The organism is Paenibacillus pasadenensis (assembly GCF_002864175.1).
Lineage (GTDB): Bacteria > Bacillota > Bacilli > Paenibacillales > Paenibacillaceae > Paenibacillus_O > Paenibacillus_O pasadenensis.
In genome coordinates this window covers 576,259-592,144 of the sequence record NZ_NFEZ01000004.1, presented here as the reverse complement: position 1 = coordinate 592,144, position 15,886 = coordinate 576,259, and the positions used below count along the sequence as shown (strand labels likewise).

General features: G+C 66.3%; 15 protein-coding genes. 8 read left to right on the top strand and 7 right to left on the bottom strand.

Annotated features, from left to right (window positions below; translation table 11 throughout):
* Positions 1–34 precede the first annotated feature (34 nt).
* Positions 35–463, top strand: coding sequence for a hypothetical protein (locus B8V81_RS12205; RefSeq protein WP_101808461.1), 429 nt, complete (start codon positions 35–37; stop codon positions 461–463).
* Between the two features lie 568 nt (positions 464–1,031).
* On the opposite strand, the gene B8V81_RS12200 is transcribed toward B8V81_RS12205, so the two are convergent.
* The 5 genes from B8V81_RS12200 to B8V81_RS12180 all read right to left on the bottom strand — a co-directional run bounded on the left by B8V81_RS12200 (position 1,032) and on the right by B8V81_RS12180 (position 5,446).
* Positions 1,032–1,604, bottom strand: a complete 573-nt coding sequence (locus tag B8V81_RS12200; protein WP_101808460.1) for a hypothetical protein — start codon at positions 1,602–1,604, stop codon at positions 1,032–1,034.
* 173 nt (positions 1,605–1,777) lie between these two features.
* The gene (locus B8V81_RS12195; protein WP_028597959.1) at positions 1,778–2,683 is read right to left on the bottom strand and encodes an ABC transporter permease; all 906 of its coding nucleotides are present in this window, start codon (positions 2,681–2,683) and stop codon (positions 1,778–1,780) included.
* Complete coding sequence (locus B8V81_RS12190) at positions 2,680–3,630, bottom strand: ABC transporter ATP-binding protein (RefSeq protein WP_028597960.1); 951 nt, start codon at positions 3,628–3,630, stop codon at positions 2,680–2,682. The genes B8V81_RS12195 and B8V81_RS12190 overlap by 4 nt, the downstream gene beginning before the upstream one ends.
* Positions 3,627–4,844: a hypothetical protein gene (locus B8V81_RS12185; protein ID WP_028597961.1), complete on the bottom strand. Its 1,218-nt coding sequence runs from the start codon at positions 4,842–4,844 to the stop codon at positions 3,627–3,629. Before B8V81_RS12185 ends, B8V81_RS12190 begins: the two co-directional genes overlap by 4 nt.
* Positions 4,845–4,873: 29 nt before the next feature.
* Complete coding sequence (locus B8V81_RS12180; protein WP_052333038.1) at positions 4,874–5,446, bottom strand: sigma-70 family RNA polymerase sigma factor; 573 nt, start codon at positions 5,444–5,446, stop codon at positions 4,874–4,876.
* 279 nt (positions 5,447–5,725) lie between these two features.
* On the opposite strand from B8V81_RS12180, the gene B8V81_RS12175 reads away from it, so the two are divergent.
* The gene (locus B8V81_RS12175) at positions 5,726–7,639 is read left to right on the top strand and encodes an LTA synthase family protein (protein WP_244912755.1); all 1,914 of its coding nucleotides are present in this window, start codon (positions 5,726–5,728) and stop codon (positions 7,637–7,639) included.
* A gap of 153 nt (positions 7,640–7,792) precedes the next feature.
* Entirely contained in the window at positions 7,793–8,647 is an 855-nt protein-coding gene (locus B8V81_RS12170; RefSeq protein WP_101808459.1) for a glycine-rich domain-containing protein, read from the top strand.
* 66 nt (positions 8,648–8,713) lie between these two features.
* On the opposite strand, the gene B8V81_RS12165 is transcribed toward B8V81_RS12170, so the two are convergent.
* Positions 8,714–9,463, bottom strand: a complete 750-nt coding sequence (locus B8V81_RS12165) for a GTP pyrophosphokinase (RefSeq protein ID WP_028597963.1) — start codon at positions 9,461–9,463, stop codon at positions 8,714–8,716.
* Between the two features lie 148 nt (positions 9,464–9,611).
* On the opposite strand from B8V81_RS12165, the gene B8V81_RS12160 reads away from it, so the two are divergent.
* The 5 genes from B8V81_RS12160 (at position 9,612) to B8V81_RS12140 (ending at position 14,750) form a co-directional block, all read left to right on the top strand.
* On the top strand, positions 9,612–10,448 hold the full coding sequence (locus B8V81_RS12160; RefSeq protein ID WP_028597964.1) for a PPK2 family polyphosphate kinase: 837 nt from the start codon (positions 9,612–9,614) through the stop codon (positions 10,446–10,448).
* A gap of 147 nt (positions 10,449–10,595) precedes the next feature.
* Positions 10,596–12,203: a methyl-accepting chemotaxis protein gene (locus B8V81_RS12155; protein WP_028597965.1), complete on the top strand. Its 1,608-nt coding sequence runs from the start codon at positions 10,596–10,598 to the stop codon at positions 12,201–12,203.
* 78 nt (positions 12,204–12,281) lie between these two features.
* Complete coding sequence (locus tag B8V81_RS12150) at positions 12,282–12,842, top strand: hypothetical protein (RefSeq protein WP_127464512.1); 561 nt, start codon at positions 12,282–12,284, stop codon at positions 12,840–12,842.
* A gap of 136 nt (positions 12,843–12,978) precedes the next feature.
* A complete protein-coding gene (locus B8V81_RS12145) occupies positions 12,979–14,139 on the top strand; it encodes a glycerate kinase family protein (RefSeq protein WP_101808458.1) in 1,161 nt (386 codons plus the stop codon).
* Between the two features lie 89 nt (positions 14,140–14,228).
* Positions 14,229–14,750, top strand: a complete 522-nt coding sequence (locus B8V81_RS12140) for a GNAT family N-acetyltransferase (RefSeq protein WP_228551240.1) — start codon at positions 14,229–14,231, stop codon at positions 14,748–14,750.
* A gap of 73 nt (positions 14,751–14,823) precedes the next feature.
* Here B8V81_RS12140 and B8V81_RS12135 read toward each other — a convergent pair whose 3' ends face one another.
* On the bottom strand, positions 14,824–15,834 hold the full coding sequence (locus B8V81_RS12135; protein WP_101809395.1) for an oxidoreductase: 1,011 nt from the start codon (positions 15,832–15,834) through the stop codon (positions 14,824–14,826).
* Positions 15,835–15,886: the final 52 nt, after the last annotated feature.

The window sequence follows — 15,886 nt, the reverse complement described above, 5'->3', positions numbered from 1 at the left end:
GGCTGCGCCATGAGCTCAACCCGATTTTTTCGGTTTGCAGCTCGTTGTCCGCCTCCCACAGCGCCTGCAACCCGATTTTTTCGGCTTACAGCTCGTTCCCGGCCTCGCGCAGCACCTGCACCCCGATTTTTTCGGCTTACAGCTCGTCCTCGGCCTCCCGCATCGCCTGCAACCCGACTTTTTCGGCTTGCAGATCTTTCTCGGCCTCTCGCAGCACCTGCAACCCGATTTTTTCGGCTTGCAGCTCGCTCTCGGCCTCCCACAGCGCCTGCAACCCGACTTTTTCGGCTTGCAGCTCTTTCTCGGCCTCTCGCAGAGCCTGCAACCCGATTTTTTCGGCTTACAGTTCGTTCCCAGCCTCTCGCAGCACCTGCAACCCGATTTTTTCGGCTTGCAGCTCGTTCTCGGCCTCCCGCCTCGCCAAGCAGAGTTACTCGGGTTTTCCGCGCAACTCCGGCGTTAGGGCACTGGCTCGAGCAGAGTTACTCGGATTTTCCGCGCAACTCCGGCATTGGGGCATCGGTTCGAGTCGAGTTACTCGGATTTTCCGCGCAACTCCGGCGTTGGGGCATTGGTTCGAGCGGAGATGCTCGGTTTTTCCGCGTAACTCCGGCGTTGGGTTATCGGTTAGAGCAGAGTTACTCGATTTTTCCGCGCAACTCCGGCGTTGGGGCATCGGTTCGAGCGGAGATGCTCGGGTTTTCCGCGCAACTCCGGCGTTAGGGCACTGGCTCGAGCAGAGTTACTCGATTTTTCCGCGTAACTCCGGCGTTGGGGCACCGGCTTGAGCAGAGTTACTCGGGTTCTCCGCGCAACTCCGGCGTTGGGGCATCGGTTCGAGTCGAGTTACTCGGGTTCTCCGCGCAACTCCGGCGTTGGGGCACCGGCTTGAGCAGAGCTGCTCGGTTTTTCCGCGTAACTTCAACTCCATCGGACCATCCTCCGCCGACTCCCCCGCTAGCCATCCCGCCGCAACACAAAAGGGCTGTGCGCTCGCGCCGATCCATCGGCGAGAGCGCACAGCCCTTTGTTCATCTGTAGCTATAGCTAAGCAGCGGCACGCCGGTAAAGGCGTCGACGACGACGTTGGCCTCGCTCAGCGAGCCGCCTCCGCCCGTGCCGCCGGGAGGGCCCTGGATGCCGCTCGGCGCCCGCACGCCGCGGAACGTCACGATGTAGACGGGCGTGCGGCTGAGCTGTCCCGCCTCGCGCAGATGCGGGTTGGCGGCCAGCGCCTCCGGAGAGAAGCTGCGGAAGTCGCGGCTCGTCATGAGCCGCAGCGCGCAGCCGACGGAGTCGGCGCTGTCGGCGAGCCATGGATACGACCGCTCGGCATTCCGCCTCGCGGCGGCCTCGCCGACCTGGCTCAAGCCCCGGGGCCCGGGCGGCAGCGCATCGCTGTCCGGACGCTCCAGCCGGATGCCGAGCCGCTGCAGCAGCTCCTCGTCGCCGCTCGCGACGACAGGCAGCGCATTCGGCTGGCCGGCGGCCGCATCGGCCACGTTGCCGGGCTCGCTCTCATTGAAATACCAGCCCGCCGCGCCAAGCAGCAGCCCCGCCGCCATGACGCACAAGCCGATCCATCTCGCCGCTCCCGTCCGCATGCGCCGCCGCCTCCTTTCTCCGCGTCATCTGGATGCCGTCTACGAATCGCCTGCCCATGTTCCTTTCCCTCTTAAACGAAGCCCGGTCCAGGAGGGTTGCAGGCCCTTCGTTGGAATCGACTGGGAACAAGGAATCATTTCGGTCCGGACAAGCTCCTTTCCCCTCTAGTAACCTACAGATCCTTGCGCTGAAACCGAAGGATGCCGATCGCGAACGCGACGGCCGCATAGACGGCCGCATAGCCGAGGAAAGCCGGCGTCGGCGCCGAGCCGACGCCCAGCATGAGGAACAGGTCGTCGACCCTCAGGCCGATCAGCTCCTGGACGCCGGACAGGTTGAACAGCCGGTCCAGCATCATCCGCTGCAGGCCGTCGGCCGGCATCGCCAGCGACAGCAGGCCGGAGATCGTGCTCAGCGAGTCGCCGATGCCGTCCCCCGCCCGCCCCGGCTGGAGGGACGCGAACTGCGAGGCGACCTTTTCGATCATGCCGCCCAGCCAGCCGCCGCCGTACAGCATCGTCATGAGCACGCCGTTGCCGATGCCGGACAGGAACGTCGAGCCGAGCATCGAGACCGTCACGAGCAGCGGCACGACGGAGGCGAACAGCAGGTAGGCGAAAAACAGCGAGCCGACGTCCCGAGGCACCCCTGCATGAATGGCCGCGATGCCGAGGATCGCCGCGAACAGCGCGAGCGCGTACAGCATGCCGAAGCTGACATAGCCGAGCCAGCGGCCGGCATACCATTTCCAGCGCGGCAGCGGCCGCGGCATGAGCGCCTGCAGCACGCCGAGCTCGGCCTCGCCCGAGATGACGGACGAGCTGCTGAAGATCGCCAGGAACGCGACGACGAACGTGCCGAAGAAAAAGCCGAGGCTGAGGATCATCATGCCGCGGGTGAACCGCTCGATGACGTACATCGGGTCGTTCTCGCTCAGGCCGAACTGGCCGATCTCGCCGCCGATCGTCGACGCGATGAACCAGTAGGCGATCAGGAAGACCGCCGTCATTATGCCGGTCAGCAGGACGACGCGCTTGCGGATGAGCTCCTTCCAGGTCATGCTCCAGATGATGCTCATGCCTTCTCCCCCCTATGGCTCTTGCCGGACAGCTCGGTGACGAACCACTCCTCCAGCTTGGTGCGCACCCGCGCGCTCTCGTACAGCGTCGCGCCTTGGCCGATCAGCAGGCTGTGCAGCCAGCCCGCCTGCTCCTCGTCCGCCAGCTCCGCCTCCAGCACGGCCGAGCCGTCCGCGGCCGCCTCGGACTCGCGCACCGCGATCCCCGTCTCCGCGCGCAGCCAGTCGAGCAGCGGCGGCGCGTAGCCGCCGATCCGCAGCCGCCACAGCGGCCGCTGCAGCAGCACGTCCTCGACGCGTCCCTGCTGCAGGATGCGGCCGTTGTTCAGCAGCGCGACCCGATCGCACAGCGCCTCGACGTCCTCCATCAGATGCGAGTTGAGGAAAATCGTCTTGCCCTGGCCCTTGAGCTCATGCAGCAGCTGCCGCACCTCGCTGCGCCCGATCGGGTCCATCGCCGAGGACGGCTCGTCCAGGAACAGGATGCGCGGATCGGCGACAAGCGCGCAGGCGAGGCCGAGCCGCTGCTGCATGCCTTTGGAGTAGCCTTTGACCCGGTCGCGCGAGCGCAGGCCGATGCCGACCCGCTCCAGCAGCTCCGGCACGCGCCGATTCGCCTCCTCGCGGCCGAGTCCGGCCAGCTTGGCGTGCAGCCGCACGACCTCGTCTCCGGTGAGCCACTCCTGGTAGCGGTACAGCTCCGGCAAGTAGCCGATGAGCCGCCTCGCCTCGACCGTGCCCGCCTCCTGTCCAAACAGCGAAGCCCGACCTTCCGTAGGGAAGATCAGGCCGACGAGCATCTTGACGCAGGTGCTCTTGCCCGCGCCGTTCGGGCCGAGGAAGCCGAAGGCTTCCCCTTCCCGCACCGTAATCGTGACGTCGCTGCAGCCGCGCCCGTTCGGGTACCGCTTGGTCAGCGACTCGGTCTGGATCGCGAAGGCATTCACGCTCCGACCAGCTCCTCAAGCTGCTTGGCGAACCAGGCTTGCGCTTGCTCGCGCGTCATCGGTCCTTCCTCGACGTTCTGATACATCGAGGCGACCGTCATGACGCCGTTCTTGACGAAGGTCGCTTCCTTATTCAAGTTGTTGTCGCCGTAATTGCGCTCCGTAACGAGCACCGGCACGCCGCCGATCTGCAGCCGCTCCGCCTTGCTGTTCCCGTCGGTGAACACCGGCAGCGGAAGCTCGCCGTTCGTAAGCAGCCTCGAGCTGGACAGGCTCTGCTTGAGCTGCTCCGGCATGAGCGGGAATTGCAGCACCGCTTCGACCGCATCCTCGAGGTCTACCCCCGCCTCGACGTCGACGACCGGCGCCTTCATCTGCTGTACGTTCAGGTTCATGCCGTCCGCTTCGAACGAGTAGTTGACCGATGGTCCGATCGCGAGCGTCAGCTTCTTGCCGTCCACGCTGGCCGGGAACAGCTTCGTCGCGCCGAGCTGCTTCATGGTCGCGTTGATCTCCTCCACGTCCAGCTTGATGCTCAGGTTCTGGCTGGCGCTCAAATAAATCTTGTCCTGCTTGCCGGCCAGCGACTCCGGCAGCAGCGCGAAGCCCGCCGCCTGCTCCGCCTCCGCGCGGCTCATCTCGCCTCTGCTGCTTCCCGTCTCGACCTTGAACTCGCCGTAGCGATTGACCGCTTCTTCCGACACGCCTTCGCTGAAGACGCTGTTGAACAGCTGCTGCAGATCCGCCTCGTTCACCTCGGTCACCTGCTCCATGCGGAACTGTCCGAGCAGCGCGGCCAGCGCCTTGTTGCCCATCGGCGTCGCCACCGCGGTCACGACGACGGCCGCCGCCGCCGCTCCGGCCATCCAGCGGCGCGCGCGGCCGCTCATGCGGCGCGCTCGCGGCGCCGTTTTTTCCGTTCCTGCGTCCATTCTCGTTTCCTCCATCCGTTCGTTCATCTTTCGTTCCTCCTCGAGTCGAGCCAGGCTTGCCGCCTGCTCCTTCTGCTCGGCGCGCAGCGCCTCTTCCCGCGCTTCCGCCTGCCGCTCCAGCTCCGTCCAGGCCGGCGATATCGGCTCCTGCTCCATCGCCTGCATGAGCCGTTCCCAGGCCCGGTCCGTGCGGGCGGACGCTTCCGGCCGGTCCGCTTCGCCGCGGATGCTTTCAGCCCCGGCTGGATTCGGCCGGAACGTCCGGCGATCCTGCTCCTTCATGCGCTCGTCCTCCCTTGTCGTCTGTGTGGTTAGTGAAGCTCCAGCCGGCTTCGATAGCCGGCTTCCGGCGAAGCCTCCAGCCGCCTGCCGTCTGTCTCCGCCTGCTCCGCGCAGCGCCGCAGCTTGTCGGTCGCCCTCGCCAGCATCGTGCCGACAAGCGGCGGGCGCAAGCTCAGCTCGGCGGCGATCTCCGCGTAGCTGTACCCCGAGTAGCGGAGCAGCAGCGCCTTGCGGTCGCGCTCCGGCAGGCCGTCCAGCCACTGCCGGACCTCCTCCTGATCGAGCCGGCGCATCAGCTCGGCCTCTCCCGAGGGCGAGGCGCCGACGCTCGCGGCCAGCTCCCGCTCCTGCTTTTCCGTGAGCCGGCGGTCGCGCGCCGCTTTGTCCATATGGCCATAGGCGAGTCGGGTGGCGACCCGATGCAGCCAGGCGCCAGGGGCGTCCAGGTTGTCGGGCGGCTGACGGTACAGCTTCAGGAACGTCTCCTGAGCCAGGTCCTCCGCCAGCGCCTCGTCGCGCAGCAGCGCGGCCAGCTTGCGAAGCACGCCCGGGTAATAGTCGTAGAAAATCTGCTTGTATCGCTTGGATTCCGGAATCCCCATCTCGATTGTCCGCTCCTCCCTTCCTTGCTGCAGCTATGAGTAAGACGGACGAAAACCGCTCCTTGTATCCGCCTGGCGCAAAAAAAGCCCGAATCCGTGGAATTTCCTGATATTACCTGACCGTCACGGCCTCTGGCATGCTTTCCTGCTTTTTGACAAGGCGTCGGAGCCGCCTCATAATGTACACTAGCCTGTAGAGCTTTCGCCCGGATCAGCCCGATCCGCCGGCGCCAACGCCATTTCACGTCGTTCAGTCCTACCCGAAAGGAAGTTGTCCTCGTGCGGCAAAATGTAGCGACCCGGCTGCTGACAAGCCGGCCTTTTCTGTTTTTCTCCGTCATCCTGCTGCTGAAGAGCATGCTGACGTGGTTCGTCATCTTCGACGACGGCCCGTCCTGGGCGATCCTCATCACCGAGCTGCCGTTCGCCTGGCTCATCTTCGGCCTGATCGAGATGCTCGCGAGCAAGCGCAAGCTGCTCTACTACGTCATCGCGGACGCCGCGCTGACCGGCATTCTGTTCTCCGTCTTCATGTACCATAAATACTACGGCGTCATCGCCACCTGGCACGCGCTGCAGCAGGTCAACCAGGTGACCGCCGTCAGCAACAGCGTGTTCTCGCTCATGGATCCGTACTACACGCTGATCTTCCTCGACATCGTCGTCCTCGCCTGGATGCTGATCCGCGGCCGCAAGGAGCTGTTCCAGCCGGAACGCGCGCCCGGCGCCGCGCGCAGCCGCCGACGGATGGCGTTCGGCGCCGTCGTCGTCGCCTCCGTCGGGCTTTGCCTGTTCAATATTCTGCCCAATCGGGCAAGCATGAACGAGCATACGAAGGCCGAGGACATGGGCATCCTCAATTACGAGGCGTACGCCCTGCTCGACACCGGCAGCGAGGAAGAGCTGCTGGAGCCCGAGGAAGTGACGCAAGCCCGCATCGACGAGCTCAAGGGCTTGCAGCCCTCGTCTTCTCCGGCCTACTTCGGCGCCGCCAAGGGCAAAAACGTCGTCGTCGTGCAGCTGGAGTCGTTCCAGAACTTCCTGATCGGCCTGAAGCTCGACGGCCAGGAGGCGACGCCGAACCTGAACCGGCTGGCGCAGGAGAGCTTCTACTTCGACCGCTTCTATCAGATGGTCGGCCAAGGCAACACCTCCGACGCCGAGTTCGTCGTCAACACCTCGTTCTATATTCCGGAGAGCGGCGCCGCGACGATGGACTACGCCTACAAGGACGTGCCGAGCCTGCCCAAGCTGCTCAAGGCGCAGGGCTACGACAGCGCGACGTTCCATACGAACGTCGTCGACTTCTGGAACCGCCGCGAGCTGTACAAGGCGGTCGGCTTCGACCAGTTCTACGACAAGCCGTTTTTCGGCGAGCAAGACTCGGTCTACTTCGGCGCGGACGACGAGGTGCTGTACGCCAAGACGCTCGACAAGCTGAAGGAGATGGACGCCAGCGGCAAGCCGTTCTACGCCCAGCTCATCTCCATGACGGCCCATCATCCGTTCACGCTGACGCCGGAAATGCCGGCCGGCCAGGAGCTCGTCCTGCCGGAGCGCTACGAGGATACGCTCGTCGGCGACTACATCCGCTCGCAGCATTATGCCGACTACGCCTTCGGCCGGTTCATCGAGGGCCTCAAGCAGTCGGGGCTGTGGGAGGACACGCTGCTGGTCGTCTACGGCGACCACCAGGGCCTGCCGATCTTCTCGCTTGACCGCAAGGACAAGGAGCTGATGGCGGAAATCTTCGGGCATGAGTACGGCTACCCGGACATGATCAACATCCCGCTGATGATCGCCTCCCCGGGCGTGACCGAGCCGCGCCGCATCGAGACGCTGGGCGGGCAGATCGACCTGCTGCCGACGATCGCGAATCTGGCCGGCGCTTCTCTGGACGGCCAGATCCACTTCGGGCAGGATCTGCTGAACGCGACCGCCAACCTGATCCCGCAGCGGTACTACCTGCCGTCAGGCTCCTTCCTCGGCTCCGGCTCGCTGTACATCCCCGGCGTCGGCTACGAGGATGGCACGCGCTACGCGCTCAAGGACGGCCAGCCCGCCGACGGCGCCAGCGAGGACGACTACGGCCGCGCGCTCGAGCTGCTGCGGCTGTCCGACAGCTACATGACCGCGCTGCCCGAGCATGGCGGAGCGGAATATCCCTCCGACTCCGACTCTGGAGGCGAATGAGAAAAAGGAACAGGCCCCGCGCGATCAAGCGCCGGGCTCGTTCCTCTTTTGCGTGCCAAGATGGGAAGATTTCCTCCATCCTCTGGTGGAAAACCGCCTCGCCCGGGTAATAGCGGGTACAAGACCGACTAAATGGAGGGAGAGAGGCGGCGAATGATGAACCGGTTGAAGGAATGGCTCGGCGGCGCGGGAGGCGCGCCGGACGAGGCGGATCAGCGGTATCGCCCGCTCGCGGCGTCCGGACTGGAGCTGCGGGAAGGGCTGCCGGCCTACATGGCCGAGCTGGAGGCGAGGCTCGACGAGGCGATGCCCGAGGAATGGCTGAAGCAGGTGCGCGAGCGCATCCGCAGCAGCGATCCCGAGCTGAGCGAGATCAAGCATACGTGGATGGAGCGGGAGCTGAAACGGCATTTTTTCCTCCTCGCGCTGCTTCGGAAGCCTCCGCTGTACAGCGCTGACCTCGAACGAATGTGGAGGGAAATGGAGGCGTTCTCCCGCGACTACGAGCAGTTCTGCGAACGCTATGCCGGGTACTACATCCAGCCGCAGCAAGCGGCTCCGCCGTCGCCTCCCGGAGCGGCCGCCCGCCAGGCGCGCGGCGCGTACGAGCTGCTGTACGGCTGTCTGTTCCAGGTGCAGCCGGAATCCCAGCTGCTGATCGGGCCGTTCCATCGCCTCAAGCTGGACGCCGAGTCGTTGGAGGAGCTGCAGGCTTCCGCGTCGCCCTGCGCGGCGCTCGGACTGCTGGAAACCTCGCAGGACGAAAAAAAGGCCGCCATCGAGGCGCTGCGGCAGCGCCTGCGGGAGCGCTGCGCGCTCGCAAGGCGGTATCACGAGGCGGAGTCCGCCGAGGACCGCGACCGCTGCCGCGACGAAAGCGACCCTTCCTGGGTGCTGCTGGCGTACAGCCTCGAGACGGAGCAGTCGGTCATGTCATGCGGTCCGGGCGTCAGCCCGAGCACAGGAATTCGAGCGCCGACACCGGTCCGTAGCGCATCAGCCGGCTGAAGGCTTGCGGGCAAAAGTCCCGCTTCGCCGCCAAGCCTGGCCCGCGGCGAAGGCGTAGGCGAAGCGCTAGCCTCCGAAGTCGCCTCCGAGCAGGCGCAGCAGCTGCGCAGGCCCGTCCGTCTGCTTCTGCCGCGGCTCCTCGAGCAGCGCGGGCAGGAAGTCCTCGGCCTCTTCCTCTTCCGCCTGCAGCGATTCCACCTCGCGGTGGAGGCGCTCCATCTTGAGGTCGAGCGCGGCGGCCGAGTCGGCCGCTTCCTTCAGCTCGCGCAGCAGATGGTCCGGGACGGCCTTGTTGTACTTGTAGTACAGCTTGTGCTCCAGGCTCGCCCAGAAGTCCATCGCGATCGTGCGGATCTGCACCTCGACGAGCACCTTCTCCTGGCGGTCCGACATGTACACCGGCACCTCGACGAGCACATGCAGGCTCTGGTAGCCGTTCGGCTTGGGCTCGGCGATATAGTCCTTGACCTGCACGATCTTGAGGTCCTGCTGCATGCGGAGCATGTCGCGGATGCGGTAGATGTCGGAAACGAACGAGCAGGTGATGCGCAGGCCGGCGATGTCCTGGATCGACTGCTTGATGGAGGACAGCGACAGCTCGCTGCCCTTGCGGTGCACCTTGTTGATGATGCTCTCGGGCGATTTCACGCGCGACTTCGTATGCTCGATCGGGTTATAGTCGTGGAGAAGCTGGAATTCCTCCTTGAGGATCTCGATCCTCGTCTCCATCTCGTCCAGGGCGAATTTATACATCATCATGAAGCGGGTGATCTCGTTCTTGAGCTTCTTGAGCTGCGCAAGCTGCGGAGAATTCATCGCATGGCTCCTTGTCCGGCCCGTCAGGCCGCTGTAATCTATACCTATCATCTCACAACCGACGGCTCGATTTCAAAAAACGGGCATTCTACACCATGACGAGGCCAGCCATCATCCCATCCCGGCTATCGAAGGAGGACCATTCGCGATGAACCTGAACCGCTACCGCATCGGCGCGGACGCCAAGCTGAAGCTGAAGGCGTTCGATCCCGCAGACACGAACGGCATCGAGGACAAGAAGCAGATCGAGGACGAGCAGCGCGAGCTGCTCGGACGGCTCGAGGAGCAGCAGGAGCGGCTTTTCGCCTCCCGCACCCACGGCGTGCTCATCGTTTTTCAGGGCATGGACTGCAGCGGCAAGGACGGCGTCATCAAAAAAGTATTCCGCGGCATCGACCCGGGAGGCTTCCGCGCCTACAGCTTCAAAAAGCCGACCGACGAGGAGGCGCAGCACGACTTCCTCTGGCGGACCCACCGCAGCGTGCCGGCGCGCGGCTGCATGACGGCCTTCAACCGCTCCTATTACGAGGAGGCGCTCATCACGCGCGTGCACGGCTCGATCGACGACAAGGAAGCCCGCCGCCGCCTGAAGGCGATCCGCCACTTCGAGGAGATGCTGGAGTCGCAGCAGATCCGCGTCCTCAAGTTCTTCCTCCACATCTCGCCCGAATTCCAGCTCGAAAAGATCCGCGACCGCATGGAGAATCCGGAGAAATGGTGGAAGTTCGATCCGAACGACCTCGAGGAGCGCAAGCATTGGAAAGAGTATCAAAGCGCCTACGAAGACGCGATCCGCCGCACCGCGACGGACGCCTCTCCCTGGCATGTCGTGCCGTCCGACAACCGCTGGTTCCGCAACTACGTCGTCCTCCGCACGCTCGTGGAGGAGCTGGAAAAGCTCGAGCTGTCCTACCCGCAGCCGCACGAGGAGGTCGCGAGCCGCATGGACGAGCTGAGAGACGGAATCGATCCCGGGCCGGCATGAGCGCCCGGCCGATCCGCCCCGCTGCCGATTTTTGATCCAGCCGCCCTCCGGCGGCGTTATCCAGATTAGATAGAGCCTGTCCGCCTGTCCAGGAGGCCCGCTCTTCCCCTATCCTCATCCTCATGTTCAAGGGAGAATCCGACATCCATGCTATCGTACCGCAACCGCTTCATGCTCCGTTCCGCCGCCGTAATGGCCTTGCTCGGCGCCGCCATCCACTTCGCGCACCGCTCGCTCGGCTGGTTCCCGTCCGGCATGGGCCACGCCATGCCCGGCCACGCCGCCGAGGGAGATCCGTTCTCGCTCAACGTCCTGCTCGTCCTTCCGTTCCTGCTGCTGCTCGCCGCCTTCTGGCTCGGACGCGAGCGGGGCGGCGCCCTCGAGCGGCTCGTTCCGCTGCTCGCGACGCTTTCGCTCACCTTTTCCAGCATCTCCATCATCGCCGGGTCGGGCGGCAGCGTCGAGTTCCACTTCTCGATCTTCATGGTGCTCGCCCTTGCCGCCTATTACGAAAGCATCCGCCTGATCGCCGTCATGACCGGCTTGTTCGCCGTCCAGCATCTGGGGGGCTATCTGCTTGCGCCGGAGCTCGTGTTCGGCATGAGCCGCTATCCGTTCTCGATGGTGCTCATCCATGCGCTGTTCCTGCTGCTGACGGCGTTGTTCACCTGCCTGCAGATCCGCAGCAAGGCCCGCGAGGTCGCCCGGCTGGAGACGGAGCGGCAGCAGAAGCAGGAGCAGCTCGAAGGGCTGCTGGGCCGCGTCCGCGCGCTGAGCGCGGATCTGGACGCCGCAGCCGGCTCCGTCGCCGAGCTGTCGCGCGAGAGCGCGGCCCAGAGCGCCGAGGTCGGCAGCGGGCTCGCGGAAGCCGTCCGCCTGCAGCAGCTGCAGCAGAGCGCTGTCGCGCAGGCGCAGTCCAGCTTGAACGACATCGCCGCCAAGGCTCGGCAGGCGGCCGAGGTTACCGGCGGCACGCAGGACAAGGCGCTTGCCGCCGATGCCGGCCTGGAGGAGCATCGCCTCGGCATGGAAAGCTTGCTGCGGCAGGTCGCCTCCGCAAGCGCGATCCTGCGCGAGACGGCCGCCTCCGCCTCCGCCATGGTGACCGCGTCCGAGACGGCCGAAGAAATGGTCGATGCGGTTCGCGAAATGGCCGAGCAGACGAGCCTGCTCGCGCTCAACGCCTCCATCGAGGCGGCACGCGCCGGAGATTCCGGGCGCGGCTTCGCCGTCGTCGCCGGCGAGGTGCGCAAGCTCGCCGCCCGCAGCAGCCGCACCGCAGAGCAGATGCGCGAGATCGTCAGCTCCATGCGGCAGGAGAACGAGCGCACCGCCGCTCGCGTCGAGGAAGGGCTGCACGCCTCCGAGGCCGCGTCCGGCCGGGCGGAGCAGTCGCTCGGACAGTTCCGCTCCTTGCAGCAGGAGCTGCTCGTCATGTCGGAGGGCATCCATGGACTGACCGCGACGATCCGCGAGATGGATGCCGGCTGCGAGGCCGCTTCCCGGCGCATGGCGGACATCGCCGCCGGAGCGGATCAGACCAGCCAGTCCGCGCAGCGGCTCTCGCAGCTGTCGGAGGCGCAGCGGACGGTCTCCGAGCAGACGGACGGCGAGGCCAGGCGCATCGCCGGCCTCGCCTCCGATCTGCTGGCCGGCTTCCAGGGCGGCGACGCGGCGGCCATCGCGGCGGAGGCCCGCCTGGCCCGCCCGGGCAGAGACGACGCCCCCGGCTCGGAGCTGCCTCGACCGGCCTGATCGGCGGATCGAGCCGGCGCCCTTCGTTCCTGGCGGTTCGATCGCTCTACTCCCTGTGATGAAAGGAGCGGCTCCTCTATGGCGACCTCTCTCCCCATGCCCACTCCCGACTACAGCCTGACTCCGGACCAGCTCGCCGAGCTGTCCGACCGCAGCCTGCTCATCCGCTTCCTCGAGCCGGTGCTCGCCCCTCTGCGCGGCGCGTCCGATATTCGCAAGAAAGAAGCGTTCGATGCGCTGCCGCAGAAGCTTCGACCGCTGTTCCTGCTGCGCGTGCTCGACGGGCACGCTGCCGGATCCGCCTGGGAATACTATGTCTGGACAGGCATGCTGCTCCAAACGCCTGATACATGGGCGGGGCTGCTTGCAGCTTTTCGGGAGCTCGGCTCGCTGGAGCTGCTCGAGACGCTCGCCGATACGGCCGCCGTCCATCGCAAGCGGCTTGAAGGTAAATCGCCGGCTCCGCCTCCGGCCGCATCCGATTTCGAGCGCGAGCCGGGGCTTCGCGCGGAGATGGAGGCGCTCCATGCGGCTTACGAGCCGGCAGTGGCCGAGGCTTACCGCGCCGCCGCCGAGCGGGTGCGGTCCGCTCTTCGTCAAGCAGCCTATCCTCCGGGTGCCGGGACAGGCTCCGAATAGGATCGGGCCCGCATGGGCGGATCAAGCCTCTGGAAGAGTACGCGGACGAGATCGGAGCCTTGCCGGCATCCGATGCCGTACGCCCATCTGTACGAATTCCTGCTCTGACCTGCCACACGAACCAAGAGGTGATCGCATGTCACGACCGACCTTTCTGCTCGCCCCCGATTCGTTCAAAGAAAGCATGACGGCCAAGGAAGCCTGCATCGCGATGGAGGCCGGCCTGCGCAAGGCGTTCCCCGACGCCCGCTTCATCCACGTCCCGATGGCCGACGGCGGAGAAGGCACCGTCCAGTCGCTCGTCGACGCGAGCGGCGGCAAGCTCGTCGCCGAGGAAGTGGCCGGCCCGCTCGGCGAGCGCGTCCTTGCCCGCTACGGCATCCTCGGAGACAGCGCCACCGCCGTCATCGAGACGGCGTCCGCCAGCGGCATCCAGCTCGTGCCCAAGGAGCAGCGCAACCCGCTCCTCGCCACCACCTACGGAACCGGCGAGCTCATCCGCGCCTGCCTGGACCGGGGCATTCGCAAAATCATCGTCGGCATCGGCGGCAGCGCGACGAACGACGGCGGGGCCGGCATGGCGGAGGCGCTCGGAGCCCGGTTCCTCGATGCGGACGGCGCCGAGCTGCCCCGAGGCGGCGGCAGCCTCGGGCGGCTGGCCCGGGTCGACGTGTCCGGGTTGGATCCGAGGCTGGCCGAGGCCGAGATGATCGTCGCCTGCGACGTCACGAATCCGCTTTGCGGCCCGACCGGAGCGTCGCATGTGTTCGGTCCGCAAAAAGGCGCGACGCCGGAAATGGCGCTGGCGCTGGACGCCGCCCTGTCCCGCTACGCGTCCGTCCTCGCGGAGCAGCTCGGCAAGCCGGTCCGCGATCTCCCCGGAGCCGGAGCGGCCGGCGGACTCGGAGCGGGATTGCTCGCGTTCACGCCGGCGACCTTGCAGCGGGGAATCGACATCGTCATCGACTGCGCCGGGCTGCGCGAGAAGCTGGCGGAGGCGGACTATTGCTTCACGGGCGAGGGCGGCATGGACTTCCAGACCCGGTTCGGCAAGACGCCGTTCGGCGTCGCGAAGGCGGCCAAGGAGGCGGGCAAGCCCGTCATCGCGCTGGCCGGATATGTCGGCGACGGCGCGGAGACGCTGTACGAAGAGGGCATCGACGCGATCTTCGGCATCGTGCCGGGAGCGTCCGAGCTGGAGCGGCTGCTCGCGGACGGGCCGAAAAACGTGGAGCGGACCTGCGAGAGCATCGGCAGGCTGCTCAAGCTCCAGCAGCCGCCGCGAGAAGCGCTGTAAGCCCGCCCTGCGCTCCCGGTAGCCGCCCTCCCGCCGGCCATGCTACGATAGGGAGAACACGACCATCCCGCCGAGAGGAAGCTGACCCCGTGAATGAACCCCTGCTGACCTACACCCTCGCCGATGCGCGTCCGGAGGACCTGCCGGCGATCGTGGACATCTACAATACGACGATCGCGGGCCGCATGGTGACCGCCGATCTGGAGCCGGTGACGCCCGCCCAGCGGCAAGCCTGGTACGACGAGCACTCGCCGGAATTTCGCCCGCTCTGGGTGCTGAAGGACGGCCAGGGCGCCGTCGTCGCCTGGCTGAGCTACCAGTCGTTCCACCCGCGCGCCGCCTACAACGGCACGGCCGAGATCAGCATCTACCTCTCCCCGGCGCTGCGCGGCCAAGGCCTCGGAGGCCGGCTGCTGCAGCGCGCGATCGACGCCTGCCCGGGCCTCGGCATCCACTCGCTCGTCGGCCTCGTCTTCGGCCACAACGAGCCGAGCCTGCGGCTGTTCGAGAAGCATGGCTTCGACGTCTGGGGCCGCCTGCCCCGCGTCGCCGTCCTCGACGGCGTCGAGCGCGATCTCGTGTATGTCGGGCGAAAGATCTCTGCAGCCTGACTTGCGCGATCGCGCAGAAACAAAAGAGCTGCCTCTGCGGTCCATCTCATGGACGGCAGAGGCAGCTCTTTTTTCAGCGTTCGGACAGCCGGGCATCCGTTCCTACGACAACGACCTTGCGTCCGGTCGAGGCGCCGCGCAGCAGCTCCTTGGCGGCGGCCGGCACCTCGGTCAGCTCGAACTCGGCGATCAGCTCCTCCAGCCGGCGAGGCTTCAGATCGCCGGCCATCCGCTTCCACAGCCGCTTGCGCAGCTCTCTCGGCGCCCATACGGAGTCGATGCCGTGCAGGCTCACGCCGCGCAGGATGAACGGATATACGCTCGTCGGCAGCTCGCCGCCGCCGGTCAAGCCGCAGGCCGTGACGGCTCCGCCGTACTTCATGCGGCTGAGCAGGCTGGCCAGCATTGTGCCGCCGACGCAGTCAACCGCTCCCGCCCAGCGCTGCTTGTCGAGCGGCCGCGCCTCCTGCGGCTGCAGCTCCTCGCGAGGCAGGATCCGCGCCGCGCCGAGCTCCCGCAGCCGCTCATGCGCCTCCTCCTTGCCGGAGACTGCCTCCACCTCGTAGCCGAGCCGGGCCAGCATCGAGACGGCGAGCGTGCCGACGCCGCCGCTCGCGCCGGTGACGACGACCGGTCCCGACGACGGAGAGACGCCGCTGTCCTGCAGCCGCTGCACCGACATCGCCGCGGTCAGGCCGGCCGTGCCGAGCGCCATCGCCTCTCGCTCGGTCAGGCCTTTTGGCAGCGGAACCGCCCAATCGCCGGGAACCCGCGCGAACTCGGAGTAGCCTCCGTGCTGGCTGACACCGAAGCCGTAGCCCGTCACAATCGCTTTGGTCCCCGGCTTGAGCCGCTTGTCCGAGCTCTTGACGATCTCGCCCGCCGCGTCGATGCCCGGGATATGCGGGTAGCGGCTGACGATGCGCCCGTCGGGCTCCATCGCCAGCGCATCCTTGTAGTTGATGCTGGAATAAGCGACCTTCAGCAGCAGGTCGCCCTCCGGCAGGCGCGCCTCCTCCACGGTCTGGACGGACGCCTCCGCTTGATCCTCCCGACGGTCCGCCACGAGCGCTCTGAAATGCATGGGGATTCCTCCTATCGGCAGCTTGTTGTAGAAGCGGCTTGCCGAGATCGCC

What these genes read in the sequence shown, in the direction of transcription:
- B8V81_RS12200 (WP_101808460.1), bottom strand. Translation starts at nt 1,604, where the DNA reads ATGCGGACGGGAGCGGCGAGATGGATCGGCTTGTGCGTCATGGCGGCG.
- B8V81_RS12195 (WP_028597959.1), bottom strand. Translation starts at nt 2,683, where the DNA reads ATGAGCATCATCTGGAGCATGACCTGGAAGGAGCTCATCCGCAAGCGC.
- B8V81_RS12185 (WP_028597961.1), bottom strand. Translation starts at nt 4,844, where the DNA reads ATGAAGGAGCAGGATCGCCGGACGTTCCGGCCGAATCCAGCCGGGGCT.
- B8V81_RS12180 (WP_052333038.1), bottom strand. Translation starts at nt 5,446, where the DNA reads ATGGGGATTCCGGAATCCAAGCGATACAAGCAGATTTTCTACGACTAT.
- B8V81_RS12170 (WP_101808459.1), top strand. Translation starts at nt 7,793, where the DNA reads ATGATGAACCGGTTGAAGGAATGGCTCGGCGGCGCGGGAGGCGCGCCG.
- B8V81_RS12165 (WP_028597963.1), bottom strand. Translation starts at nt 9,463, where the DNA reads ATGAATTCTCCGCAGCTTGCGCAGCTCAAGAAGCTCAAGAACGAGATC.
- B8V81_RS12160 (WP_028597964.1), top strand. Translation starts at nt 9,612, where the DNA reads ATGAACCTGAACCGCTACCGCATCGGCGCGGACGCCAAGCTGAAGCTG.
- B8V81_RS12155 (WP_028597965.1), top strand. Translation starts at nt 10,596, where the DNA reads ATGCTATCGTACCGCAACCGCTTCATGCTCCGTTCCGCCGCCGTAATG.
- B8V81_RS12150 (WP_127464512.1), top strand. Translation starts at nt 12,282, where the DNA reads ATGGCGACCTCTCTCCCCATGCCCACTCCCGACTACAGCCTGACTCCG.
- B8V81_RS12145 (WP_101808458.1), top strand. Translation starts at nt 12,979, where the DNA reads ATGTCACGACCGACCTTTCTGCTCGCCCCCGATTCGTTCAAAGAAAGC.
- B8V81_RS12135 (WP_101809395.1), bottom strand. Translation starts at nt 15,834, where the DNA reads ATGCATTTCAGAGCGCTCGTGGCGGACCGTCGGGAGGATCAAGCGGAG.